Source organism: Bacillus sp. Nf3 (assembly GCF_003028545.1).
Lineage (GTDB): Bacteria > Bacillota > Bacilli > Bacillales > Bacillaceae > Bacillus > Bacillus safensis.
On the sequence record NZ_PYUA01000004.1, the window covers coordinates 145,310 to 157,058 of the forward strand.

Here is an 11,749-nt window from a genome sequence, read left to right on the forward strand (position 1 = left end):
ATCATCACAAATATCAGACTTTATGTTTTTTATCGGATAATTTTGGATTTTTTAAAGGGGAACGAGTGAAATTTTACTGTTCTGCATATGACCTTTTTAGTGGTTTTTTAGCAGGGCCTTCTACTACTTCTCCAGTAATAGAAAAACGTGAACCGTGACACGGGCAATCCCAAGTGCGGTCACTATTATTCCAAGCGACTTCGCAGCCTAGGTGAGTACACGTGGTATCGACAAGAAAAACATTCCCATCCTCTGATTTATAGGCGCCGCACTTTTTATGTTCATACGAGATAATGCCGCCCTCGCCTGGTTGTAAATCATCGATTGTTTGATCAGTTTGTTTGAATTTACCACTGATCAGCTTGGCAGCGACATTGGTATTTTCTTTTACGAAATCTTTGACGAAAGAGTTAGTAACAGGTCTTGATGGCGTAAAAATTGATTCGTATGGATTCGATTTTCCTTCAATTAAATCACCGATAAGAGTAGCAGCCACGTGGCTTGTGGTCATACCCCATTTTCTAAAGCCAGTCGCTACAAAGATATTCTGGTGGTGTTTGGTCAGGCGGCCAATGTAAGGGATTTGATCCATTGTGACCATATCGTGTGTCGACCAGCGATACAGCACTTCTTCAATTCCAAGGGTGGCGTCTCCAAACGTTTCTAGTCCTTCATAGTGAGCGGATTCATCTCCGCCTTGTCCTGTTTTATGACCTTCTCCTCCGATGAGGACAACTTCCTCGCCGTGCCATTCTGCCGTTCTTAAAGAGTGAGCAGGCTGATCAATTCCGAGGTACATCCCGTCTGGGAGAGGTTTTGTCGTTTTGGCTGCTACAACATAGGATTGTTCTGGATGAATTCGGGTGAAGTAAAGTCCTTTCCCATCATAAAAAGGAAAGTGTGAGCATGAAATGATGTAGCGCCCTGTCAGATGATGTCCGTTTTTTGTGACGACAGCAGGCCTGTTTCCTTCTTTTACATCAACAGCGGTTGTTTGTTCAAAGATACGTACACCTCGCTTGAGGAGCTTGTCAATTAGCGCATTGAGATAATGAAGAGGATGAAACTGTGCCTGCTTCGTCATTCCAAGGGCTGCTTTGATGTCAGCGTCAAAAGGAAGCGTTTTTTTCCATTCCCGGTCAATACCAAGCTGTTTGTAGGCATCTAATTCCTTCTTTAACTTTTTTACTCCGCTTTCTTCCTTTGTATAAAGGTACGCATCTTTTATCTCTAGCTGACAATTGATGTCGTACTCTTTGATACGAGCTTGGATGAGGTCTTTTGCTTTCTCGTTTGCTTCTACATACAAACGTGCTTTTGGCATGCCAATCTGCTGTATCAGCTCATGATAGTACACATCATGCTGTGAAGTGATTTTAGCCGTTGTGTGTCCGGTCGTGCCTTGCAGCAATTGATCGGCATCAATGATGATCACATCTAATCCTCGCTCTGTCATTTCAAACGCCGCAGCGATACCGGTAATACCGCCGCCGACAATGATCACTTCTGCTGTGAGATCTTCACTGACAGCGGGAAAAGAATGTTTCCGGCTGTCCGCCAGCCATAACGATTTTGCCTCTTCCATTCCTTTATGTTCTTGTTCCATGTTGTCGCCTCCACTTAACTTGTTGTGTATAATTTTTCCACAATGATGAAAATCATACATCTGTAAGGAAACAAGGGCGTCATACATAAAAAAGGAGTCACCACATAAAAATAAACAAGATAAAAGGAAGGAGTGGACTAACGTGTCAACAAAGCAGCCGAAGAAAACATTGCCGCCTCAGCACCAAAATGAACGTCCTGGTCTTGAATATAAAATGAACCCTAGACCTGTCTTTGATCGTGAGGTGCAGGACAAAAAGTTAGCAGGAAAAACAGCCATTGTGACAGGTGGAGACAGCGGGATCGGAAGAGCAGTCTCTGTCTTATTTGCGAAGGAAGGTGCCAATGTCGCCATTGTGTACTTAAGTGAACATCGCGATGCCGAAGAGACGAAGGACTATATTGAGAAAGCGGGAGGCCGTGTCATCTTAATTGCAGGTGATTTAGGGGATGAGGCTTTTTCAAATGAGGTCGTCAAAAAAACAAAAGATGCGTTTGGTTCCATTGATATTTTGGTGAATAACGCCGGGGAACAGCATCCGCAAAAAAGCATTGAGCAAATTACCTCACATCAGCTTCTTCGGACGTTTCAAACGAATATTTTTGCCATGTTTTATTTAACAAAGGCTGTTCTTCCTCATTTAAAAAAAGGAAGCAGTATTATTAATACAGCATCTGTCACCGCCTATAAAGGGCATGAAACATTGATCGATTATTCATCTACAAAAGGGGCGGTCGTGACATTTACGAGATCATTATCCTTATCGCTCATTAAACAAGGGATTAGAGTGAATGGGGTAGCACCGGGTCCTATTTGGACACCGCTGATTCCATCAACCTTTACTGAAAAAGAAGTGTCTGAATTTGGCGGGGATGTCCCAATGGAGCGTCCTGGTGAGCCAGTAGAGCTTGCACCCAGTTATTTGTTTTTAGCAAGTGAAGACTCATCTTATATGAATGGACAAATGCTCCATGTGAATGGTGGAACCATTTTAAATGGATAAACAAAAAACTTGCGGTAAAGAGACAAGTTGCTGTCTCTCTGCCGCAAGTAAAATCATCATGATTGATGTAAGCAGTGTTCTGCATATTGAGCTGACAAGTCAATGAATCGCTTTTCATCACGCTGATCCAGTGCCTTATCAATCTCTTCTCTTAGGAAGGTTAAGCGCTGTTTATAAAGCGCCTCATCTAAAACCATTTGAATATAGATGTCTAAAATGGTGACGCCGTTTTCTTCGGTTTTTTGGGTGTTGCGGGACTTCATGAGCTCAGCATACGTTTTTTTCTCTTTCATAAAGAATCCCCCCGATGCCTTTTTTATAGTATATGGATTGGCGGAGAAAAAATCAACAAGAATTTATAATTTTTAGACAATTTATTTTTGAGCAGAATCGACATCACTTGTCCAATCGACAGAATGTGATATATCTTTAAAAAAAGCTTTTCGATAGATCGAATGGACTAAAAAATATGATAAAAAGATGATTTTTAATAAATTTTGAAAAAATCCTGTCGTTTCTTATATGTTGGTGATAGATTAATAGTATCTTAAATAACCAAATATTAACACAGGAGGAAATGAAGTGTCAGGAATTAGTGAAACACCTTTAGATTCATACGTCATTAATCAAACAACAATGGCGGTCCTTTCAGTTGAAGAAGGAAAAAGAGTATATTCAAAAGTCATCGAAAGAGAGACAAGCTTTTACGTTGAATTAAAGCCCCTGCAAATTATTGAACGCAGCTGCAGATTCTTCGGCTCAAGCTATGCAGGCAGAAAGGCGGGAACATACGAAGTAACAGGAATTTCTCATAAGCCTCCAATTGTAATTGACTCATCCAATCATCTGTATTTCTTCCCAACCTATTCATCCAACCGTCCTCAGTGCGGCTGGATCTCCCACAAATACATTCATACCTTCCAGGAATCATCCCTCGGAGACACGGTGGTCACCTTTACAAATGAGCAAACCATCAAACTTGATGTCTCATATAAATCATTTGAGAGTCAGGTGCACCGAACAGCATATCTCCGAACGAAATTTCAAGATCGTCTTGATGGAGGTCTTCCTAAGAAACAAGAATTTATGCTGTATCCAAAGGAACAGCAGCTCAATCTCGTATACGATTTTATATTAAGGGAGCTTCGTAACAGATATTAATCAAAAGCCAGCGGCAGAGCAGCCGCTGGACCTCTTATCTCATATGGACTTTATGCAATGCGAAAAGGGGGGGCATACATCATAAAGATGAATTCATTGAAACCAAATACGTATGTCTCGTCGTCTATTGGTTGTATTGGGAAATGACAGGGAAATGTGAATCCTTAGACGTATTTTCATCCATTTACTCATAAATCACAGAAGTGACACGAGCTTGTCTGTTACAATAAAAGAAATCAATTCTTGCGAAGTATTTTTATGTAGTAAAGGATGCTTATATTTGACCGATATGAACGAGTGGGATGAAGAAATGGAGGCTCTGTATGAAAAAACAATCACATTTGGTGCTGCTATTTATCCTAACAGTGACATTACTAGCAGCCTGTCAGCAAGCAGGTCAATCGCCTTCAAAACAAGACGCAAAAGAAGCTGCTTATGAACAATGGGTTCAATCTTATATGGATGAGTTAAATGAATCATATGAAAAGATGACCGATCAGTTTATCTCAGATGGACATGGAAAAATTCAAACAAATAAAAAATTGACAGAAGCGACGAAAGCATTTGATCGTGTGATTCAAAAAGGGCTTGATCATCAAGAAGTTCCAGCCGCTTATCAAAAGGCCGATCAACAATTAAAGACAGGCCTTGCTTCATTTGAAAAAGGGGTTAGTAAGGTGGAGAAGCTCTTGAAGCATCCCGATCAAGAAAAGCTGTTTATATCCGCTACCCATCATTTTCAGGATGGCTTGCAGCAGACAGCCGCATTTATTGAAGAAGTAGGTCAGATTCAGCAATCATCCTAAAAAGGCTTGGAAGGTTTACTTCCAGGCTTTTTTAGATGTGAAGTATTTTCTTTAAACGGCGAACGCCCTCTTGAATCATGCTTTCGTCTGTACAGGCGAATCCTAGCAGTAATCCTTTTCGATTGCTTTCAAAACAATAAGGACTTAGTGGATAAATGCCAACGCCAGCTGCTTTTGCTACTTCAATGCTTCCTTTTTCATCAAAGTCTGGCGCTCCTTCTAAAAAGACATGAAGGCCCGTATCGGTTCCATAGATACGGAAGTGTTTGTCAAAGTGATGTGCGAGAAGGGCTTCCATCATGGCTGCCTGTCTTTTTTTATACAGCTGTCTCATTCGCCTGACATACCGCGTGAATTCTCCTTCTTTGAAAAAAGAAGCGAGTGTGATTTGTTCCATAATGGGCAGCTGTCTTTGAATGAGTGATTGCAGTACGGCAATTTCTTTTATGATTGCTTTGGAGCCGATAATGGCAGCAAGCCGGATGCCAGGCGCCAGCACCTTTGAGAAGCTTAAGATGTAAATCACATGCTCGGGTGCTTCTGAAAATAGGGAAGGGAGCGGCCCGCCATGGTAACGATAATCTCCATCAAAATCATCCTCTAATATATAAGACTGATGGCTGACAGCAAACTTTAGCAGCTGCTGCCTTCTGTTTACACTCATACATACACCAGTTGGACGCTGATGGGAGGGCGTCACAGCAATCAGTTTTGTTCGGTGGGGCAAAGTATTCACCACCATTCCTTCTTCATCCACTGGTGCAGGGTGAATGTTCATTTCACGATGCATAAACGACAGCCTTGCCCCAGGGAAACCTGGATCTTCAACAGCTACTGTATCCCCTTTTTTAAGCAATACCTGTGAAATCAAATCAATGGCTTGCTGAGTGCCACCTGTTAACACCATTTGATCTTCTTCTACTTCAATCCCGCGCTCAACAGATAAATATTGGCGTATTTCTGAACGCACTTCCCATAATCCATGCGGGGAGGAATAGCCCCAATTCTTCATGTCTAATCGCTGTAATGCTTTCATGAGCGAGCGTTTCCATATGTTTTGAAAGTGGTCATCGATCGCCGGTTCCTGATGACGAAAATCAATATCGAGCTTCTCATGAAATTGATTGGCTGATAGCCAATGATCCATTTGTTTTTCAGCTTCTTCAAAGTGAGGTCTTATCGGAGGTGAGAAAGGCGGTTCACTTTGATGGGGAGGGGAAGCTGTATATTGATCACTTGAAATGACCCTTGTACCGCCTCTTCTAGATGTGCTGACGTAGCCTCTTGCCAGCAGCTCATCGTAGGCAAGCTGGACGGTTGATCTTGATACATTAAGCTCCTGTGCGAGCACTCTTGTCGGTGTTAACTGATCGTCAGGATGCAGTTTTTGTGAATGAATTTTTTGAATGATCTCATTCACGATTTGCTGCCAGAGCGGGGTAGCGCTTGAACGGTCTAAATGAATATACATCGTGCACCTTCTCTCGTTTTCACAACATAAGATGATGATGACACGGAATTATGGACTGGTCAATAGTGCTGTTTTTGGATGTAGGAAGTAAGCCAAATGGTGTGTACACTGTTCTCATATGTAATGATATAGAGGAGAGAGTCAAATGATCCCAGCATCCAAAGAAGAAACGGCACACTTATCCATCATCCCGTTTATTTTCGTTTTACTTGGTCTTTTTATGATTACGATTGCTGTGAATCTGCAAGTGCCCCTTTATACGGCGTATGCAGAACAAGCAGGGTACGGAAAGGCGGCAACAGCACTTGTATTTGCTGCGTATGTCTTCGGACTCATTCCAGTTTTGCTTTTTCTTGGCGGCATTTCTGACCGGGCTGGACGCAAACCGATTTTATTGGTTGCGCTTAGCTTTTCGTTATGTGCCACCTTGTTGATGATTGTACATCCTTCCATACAGATGCTTTTTGCTGCCCGGCTGCTGCAAGGTGTCGGTCTTGGTCTTAGCGTTGGAACATGCACCGCATATTTGATTGCTTTATATCCTGAGAAATCAAGCTGGATTCCAACTTTTATTGCATTATGCAGTTCGGTTGGATTTGGGGGCGGTGCTCTTTTTACGGCACTTCTTTCTTTTCAGCGTGTGTCGCTCACGCCGCTTAGCTATTGGATTGTTCTGGCCTTTTTGTTCTTAACTATTTTGGGTGTCTTCTTTTTCGTGCCGCCTGTCCAAGGAGATTCACGTAAACCGATGATGAACATGCCAAGATTTCCAAAAGGAACAATGCCGGCGAATGCAGCCATTGCTATCGCGTGGTCGGTGTGCGGCCTTGTCATTTCAATTTTGCCAGCACAGCTTAAATTAAATGGTTATGAATTGTGGGTAGGACCGGCTCTCTTTTTGATTAATATGGCAGGTGTCCTGATGCAGCCCTTTGTGCGCAAGATGAATAGCAGCACAGCGCTTCTTTTGGGGTTTATCTGTCTTCCATGCGGATATGGCCTCTTGCTATACGGTGCAAACAGCGGATCTATCTTCCTTGTGCTTGCCGGAACGATGCTGGCGGGTACTGCCTGCTATGGATTTACTTATTTAGGCGGACTTCAGCTCATTGTTGAGCGAGGGAAAAAAGAGGCGGCTAGAGCCGTTGCAGGCTATTACTTGTTTGCTTATTTAGGTCTTGGTATTCCAAGTGTGTTTGTTGGCCTCTTCGCTGATATTTACGGTACTCAGATCGTATTAATCCTCTTTTTCTTACTCGTTGTGGCTGCCTGCCTCATTCTATTCGTCTCAGGTGTCAGACAGAAACAAAAGTAAGGTGCCTATCTTTCTCTTTCTCTTCCAATTCGTTTAAAATATAGAGAGGAGAGGGGAAGATGAACATGAAAAAAGTGCAGCTGGACGGCGCAGTGTGCAGGTCGCAAGAAGAGCTTCACGATCAGCTAAAAACAGTTTTACACCTTCCTGATTATTACGGGAAAAACCTTGATGCCCTTTGGGACTGTTTAACAGGAGAGGTGAATCTTCCAGTAGAACTGACATGGGTGAATTTTCAAACGAGCAAAGACGCTCTTGGCGATTATGCTGAGAGCTTGCGTCAGTTATTCCAAGAAGCAGAAGAAGAACTGAAGGGACAATTTCAATTTGATATTCAATCATGATGGAAAAAGCAGCCGCTGCCGCAGGCTGTTTTTTTGATTTTGATTTGTAAATAGGTGAGCTGTCTGATGTTTAAGATTGTGGATTCATAAAAATATGTTGTATGAAGGAAACTTTCATCAAAATATGTTATAGTGGGACCTACATTGATAGACTAAGATAGAGTGAGGGTTCGGAAAGGATGAAGGAAAAAACAAGATCAAAAAGAAGACTAAGGCCTTGGGTAAAAGCCGTGCTGTTTATCATGGCATTTGTCATGGTGATGGCAGTGTCCGTGACTGGATACGCATATTATAAAATTTCAAAAGCGTCGAATAAGGCGCAAGTATCATTAGAAAGAGGAGACACCTCGCAAAAGCGTGTAAAAGCGTTTGATCCAGGAAAAGACAGCTTTTCGGTGCTGCTGCTTGGAATTGACAGCCGTCCAGGTGAAACGGTAGACGAAGCAAGAAGTGATGCGGTCTTACTGGCGGCGGTGAACCGAACAGACAAAACCATTAAGCTTCTCAGTATTCCTCGTGATTCTTATGTGGATATACCGGGAAGAGGATATGATAAAATTGCTCACGCCCATGCGTTTGGAAGTGCAGATTTGTCAGTCAAAACGGTCGAAAACTTGTTGAACATTCCTGTAGACTATGTGATTTCAGGGAACTTTAAGGCATTTCAAGACATTGTGGATGAGCTAAACGGAATTGATGTAACGATTGAAGATGAAAGCATCGTAAAACAGATGGAAAAGGATTCAAAAGGAAAAGTTCAAGTGCAGACAGGCACTCATAGACTGAATGGCGAAGAAGCTTTAGCCTTTGTGAGAACGAGAAAAGCAGACAGTGATCTCATGCGCGGAAAGCGCCAAATGGAAGCACTTCAAGCCATCTTTGAAAAATCTAAATCGATTTCTTCGATCCCGTCATACGACAACATCATTGATACGCTTGGTGATAATGTCTCAACAAATCTTTCCATGAAACAGTTCATCGGTCTTTTTCCATTACTGAGCTCATTGAAATCAGTAGATACCATTCAGCTAAAGGGTCATGATTATCAGACTGGGAATGTGTATTATTTTGAGTTAGATGGACCAGGATTAAACGAAGTCAGAACAGAGCTGAGAAAACAGCTTGAATTATCATAAATAAGTAGGAGCTTGCCGCCTCGGCAGGCTTTTTTTGCATGTGTAACGCGCTGCATTTCAGCCTATAGTTCGTTTGTTTGTTGGAGAAAATATCGAGTCAGCAGTTCCTCTACCCGGTGACGTATACGCGGATTAAAGTATTTATGCTTTTCTTCATAGCCATTTATGATAAATAGATACGTTGTAAATCCCTCATCGTGTTCAATTTGCTGTACTTTCATATTTTCTTTACGTAAATGCTGCTTCAGTTCATAAAGTGCTTTCTGTGCTTCCTTTAACACAGAGGTCACAAGCTGAATGTATGGTTCATTTAGTTTAAATGTTTGATGTTGTTTTAAGTGTGTCAGATCACGATTGAGGATGGAGATGACCATAGGAAGAAAGATGGCCTGTTCCATCATTTGAAGCTGTACTCTTGATAGTCTCGTCATGTTCAAGCCTGCTTTCTTTATAAATAGAACAAATGTTCTTGTTTATTATATCGAATGAGTCAAACAATCTCAAGGGGGGGCGAGTGGGATTTATTTGTATATTTTTATGTTTTCCATGTAAAATGAAATGTAGACAAACCTTGAAGGAGTCAAACAAGTTGACATCATTTCTTTCTCTATTTACTCATGAAAATATCACATCATTTTTTGAAAGCTACAAGGCCTTTGGACCAATTGTTGCTATATTGCTTCCTCTGATTGAAGCATTTCTTCCTTTTTTACCACTCGTGGCGTTTGCGGTGGCAAATGCAAATGCATTCGGCCTTTGGGAAGGATTCTTATTAACCTGGATCGGTGCAAGTGCAGGTTCTATTCTTGTCTTTTTACTGATCAGAAAATTTGGACAGATGAGAATGCTGAACTTTATTAGCAGACACCCTTCCATTAAGAAATTAATGCTTTGGGTAGAGAAACGGGGATTTGGTCCGTTATTTATTTTACTCTGCTTTCCTTTTACACCTTCTGCTGCCGTCAATGTGGTCGCAGGCTTATCAAGAATTAGCATGTGGCAATTTTCATTAGCTGCTTTAGCTGGTAAGTGTGTCATGCTCTTTATCATTAGTTTTATTGGTTATGACCTTTCTGCCTTAGTAAAGAATCCGTTAAGAAGTGTTTTTGCGGTTCTAGTTATCGTTTTATTATGGTATGTTGGAAAGAGAGTAGAAAATAGGTTGAACATTCGAATGAGCAAGCGTGAGGACAAAGGAGGCTCTTAATGAAAAAGAAGCCATTGTTATGGTTGATGATTATTACATGCATCGTCTTATTGTTCCAGGTAAAGAATTTCATGTTTGTGAAGTATAAAGTAGAAGGGGTTAGTATGGACCCCACATTTACAGATGGAACAGAATTATTAATCAACAAGTTCTCGCCAAAACTCACGAAAATTAGCCGGTTTGATTATGTGTTATTTCACGGACCAAAAAATCAAATTTTGATCAAACGGGTCATTGGGCTCCCGGGAGAATCGATCAAGTATGTCGATGATCAGTTATTTGTGGATGGTGCAAAATGGAAAGAACCCTATTTAAAAGAGCAGAAAAAACATAAAATGGGGAATGTCCTGACAGGGGATTTTCAGCTGAAAGCCATCACAGGACAAGATAAAATCAAAAAAAACCATTACTTTGTGATCGGAGATAACCGAATACATAGCTTTGACAGCCGGCATTTTGGAACGATTTCAAAAGATCAAGTAGTTGGTGTCAAAAGAAATCAGGATGAATAAAAAAGAGGCGCTCTGCACATGCAAAGCGTCTCTCTTTTTTATTTAGCGGCTTTATAATCAGGATGTCTTTTTGCCCAGACATGATGTAAGAATCGAAAAAACGGTGGCAGCATAGCTATGACAAGAATGATTCTAACGACTTGTACAGCTACTACAAAGGTTGAGTCCTCATGGAGTGTAACTGCTGTTGTTGCCATTTCTGCAATACCGCCAGGCGAAAAAGCAAGAATGGCTGTAATGACAGAAATCCCTGTGACCTCAGCAATGGCAATTGAACTGAGAACCGTTGCAGCAATTAGTCCAGCTGAGCTGACGACGGCTACAATTAACGTGTTTTTTAGTCCGACAAACATTTGTTTATTCATTTTTGAACCGATGGTTGCACCTAGAAATACCTGTGATGCGATATTCGCTTGTGCTGGCCAATAAGGAATCAAATCATGACCTATGAGCGCACCTGCACCTACTTGAAGAGCAGCAACTCCTAACATGCTGCCAATCAGCCAAGGGGCAGGGAAGTGAAGACGAACCGCCAGGCGTGACATAAGCCAGGCACCTAAAATAAGTGCAGCAGTCCACGAGATATTTGACAGGGTGAAAACACCGGATGAAAAGGCGCTCCCTTGAACGCCTGCAGCTGCATCCGCTGGATTTTTTGTATTTAAATAGAACACCGTAAATGGGATGGTGAGTACCACCATTAATACACGTGTTGTTTGTACGAGACTAACAACGGCTGTATTTGCTCCAACCTCTTGGGCAATCCCTGGCATAGCAGATAAACCGCCTGGTGCTGTGCCGACAAAGCTGGTCAGCATATCTGTTTTACTCAGCTTCCATAAGGCAAAGCCAGAGAGCATCGCCAGTAGAATAGAAAAAACGAGCATGAAACTCACAGGGAGCCAATGTTCAGCGAAAATATGAAGAACTTTCATGTTCATTTTCTGTCCGAGTTCGATTCCGAGAATAAATTGACCAAGGAGTAGCCATCTGCTGTGAATACGCAAGGTGTTGTTTCCTTTGCGCTGAAACAGGGTGGGACGTCGCATGGCAATAAAGGCAGCTGTGATTAATGTACCGATCATCCAGCCAATAGACATTCCTGTTAAAGACAAAAGAAATCCACCTAAACCGCTTATTGCGATCAAAATGAGATCGGTTCGAAGGCTCTTTCCTTGTTTCATCACA

General features: G+C 41.8%; 13 protein-coding genes. 8 read left to right on the top strand and 5 right to left on the bottom strand.

Features of this window, described 5'->3' with window-relative positions:
- Positions 1-73: 73 nt before the first annotated feature.
- Positions 74-1,606, bottom strand: a complete 1,533-nt coding sequence (locus C9414_RS13635) for an FAD-dependent oxidoreductase (protein ID WP_107163834.1) — start codon at positions 1,604-1,606, stop codon at positions 74-76.
- Positions 1,607-1,748: 142 nt separating this feature from the next.
- Here C9414_RS13635 and C9414_RS13640 point away from each other — a divergent pair, with 142 nt between their 5' ends.
- A complete protein-coding gene (locus C9414_RS13640; RefSeq protein WP_024425480.1) occupies positions 1,749-2,609 on the top strand; it encodes an SDR family oxidoreductase in 861 nt (286 codons plus the stop codon).
- A gap of 56 nt (positions 2,610-2,665) precedes the next feature.
- On the opposite strand, the gene C9414_RS13645 is transcribed toward C9414_RS13640, so the two are convergent.
- Entirely contained in the window at positions 2,666-2,902 is a 237-nt protein-coding gene (locus C9414_RS13645) for an IDEAL domain-containing protein (protein WP_107163835.1), read from the bottom strand.
- 289 nt (positions 2,903-3,191) lie between these two features.
- Here C9414_RS13645 and C9414_RS13650 point away from each other — a divergent pair, with 289 nt between their 5' ends.
- A complete protein-coding gene (locus C9414_RS13650) occupies positions 3,192-3,770 on the top strand; it encodes a competence protein ComK (protein WP_039177625.1) in 579 nt (192 codons plus the stop codon).
- Between the two features lie 323 nt (positions 3,771-4,093).
- Positions 4,094-4,576 carry a hypothetical protein gene (locus C9414_RS13655; protein ID WP_039177626.1) on the top strand — a complete coding sequence of 161 codons (483 nt, stop codon included), beginning with the start codon at positions 4,094-4,096 and terminating at the stop codon, positions 4,574-4,576.
- Positions 4,577-4,607: 31 nt separating this feature from the next.
- Here C9414_RS13655 and pdxR read toward each other — a convergent pair whose 3' ends face one another.
- A complete protein-coding gene (gene pdxR, locus C9414_RS13660; protein WP_107163836.1) occupies positions 4,608-6,047 on the bottom strand; it encodes a MocR-like pyridoxine biosynthesis transcription factor PdxR in 1,440 nt (479 codons plus the stop codon).
- A gap of 145 nt (positions 6,048-6,192) precedes the next feature.
- Between pdxR and C9414_RS13665 the strand changes: the two genes are divergently transcribed.
- The 3 genes from C9414_RS13665 (at position 6,193) to C9414_RS13675 (ending at position 8,842) form a co-directional block, all read left to right on the top strand.
- Positions 6,193-7,362: an MFS transporter gene (locus C9414_RS13665; RefSeq protein WP_107163837.1), complete on the top strand. Its 1,170-nt coding sequence runs from the start codon at positions 6,193-6,195 to the stop codon at positions 7,360-7,362.
- A 65-nt stretch (positions 7,363-7,427) separates the two neighbouring features.
- On the top strand, positions 7,428-7,706 hold the full coding sequence (locus tag C9414_RS13670) for a barstar family protein (RefSeq protein ID WP_064498569.1): 279 nt from the start codon (positions 7,428-7,430) through the stop codon (positions 7,704-7,706).
- A gap of 179 nt (positions 7,707-7,885) precedes the next feature.
- Positions 7,886-8,842: an LCP family protein gene (locus C9414_RS13675; protein ID WP_107163838.1), complete on the top strand. Its 957-nt coding sequence runs from the start codon at positions 7,886-7,888 to the stop codon at positions 8,840-8,842.
- A 62-nt stretch (positions 8,843-8,904) separates the two neighbouring features.
- Here the strand turns inward: C9414_RS13675 and C9414_RS13680 are convergent, their stop codons facing one another.
- Entirely contained in the window at positions 8,905-9,273 is a 369-nt protein-coding gene (locus C9414_RS13680) for a YhjD family protein (protein WP_041089714.1), read from the bottom strand.
- A gap of 158 nt (positions 9,274-9,431) precedes the next feature.
- Here C9414_RS13680 and C9414_RS13685 point away from each other — a divergent pair, with 158 nt between their 5' ends.
- Together C9414_RS13685 and lepB are read left to right on the top strand one after the other, a co-directional pair.
- Positions 9,432-10,049, top strand: a complete 618-nt coding sequence (locus C9414_RS13685; RefSeq protein ID WP_024425492.1) for a TVP38/TMEM64 family protein — start codon at positions 9,432-9,434, stop codon at positions 10,047-10,049.
- Entirely contained in the window at positions 10,049-10,561 is a 513-nt protein-coding gene (lepB, locus tag C9414_RS13690; protein WP_047202354.1) for a signal peptidase I, read from the top strand. Before C9414_RS13685 ends, lepB begins: the two co-directional genes overlap by 1 nt.
- A 38-nt stretch (positions 10,562-10,599) precedes the next feature.
- On the opposite strand, the gene C9414_RS13695 is transcribed toward lepB, so the two are convergent.
- A complete protein-coding gene (locus tag C9414_RS13695; protein ID WP_047202353.1) occupies positions 10,600-11,745 on the bottom strand; it encodes an AbrB family transcriptional regulator in 1,146 nt (381 codons plus the stop codon).
- Positions 11,746-11,749 lie beyond the last annotated feature (4 nt).

Bases quoted from the DNA above. Each gene is read 5' to 3' on its own strand.
- C9414_RS13655 (WP_039177626.1), top strand. From the start codon at position 4,094: ATGAAAAAACAATCACATTTGGTGCTGCTATTTATCCTAACAGTGACA.
- C9414_RS13635 (WP_107163834.1), bottom strand. From the start codon at position 1,606: ATGGAACAAGAACATAAAGGAATGGAAGAGGCAAAATCGTTATGGCTG.
- C9414_RS13695 (WP_047202353.1), bottom strand. From the start codon at position 11,745: ATGAAACAAGGAAAGAGCCTTCGAACCGATCTCATTTTGATCGCAATA.
- C9414_RS13680 (WP_041089714.1), bottom strand. From the start codon at position 9,273: ATGACGAGACTATCAAGAGTACAGCTTCAAATGATGGAACAGGCCATC.
- C9414_RS13665 (WP_107163837.1), top strand. From the start codon at position 6,193: ATGATCCCAGCATCCAAAGAAGAAACGGCACACTTATCCATCATCCCG.
- C9414_RS13670 (WP_064498569.1), top strand. From the start codon at position 7,428: ATGAAAAAAGTGCAGCTGGACGGCGCAGTGTGCAGGTCGCAAGAAGAG.
- C9414_RS13645 (WP_107163835.1), bottom strand. From the start codon at position 2,902: ATGAAAGAGAAAAAAACGTATGCTGAGCTCATGAAGTCCCGCAACACC.
- lepB (WP_047202354.1), top strand. From the start codon at position 10,049: ATGAAAAAGAAGCCATTGTTATGGTTGATGATTATTACATGCATCGTC.
- C9414_RS13675 (WP_107163838.1), top strand. From the start codon at position 7,886: ATGAAGGAAAAAACAAGATCAAAAAGAAGACTAAGGCCTTGGGTAAAA.
- pdxR (WP_107163836.1), bottom strand. From the start codon at position 6,047: ATGTATATTCATTTAGACCGTTCAAGCGCTACCCCGCTCTGGCAGCAA.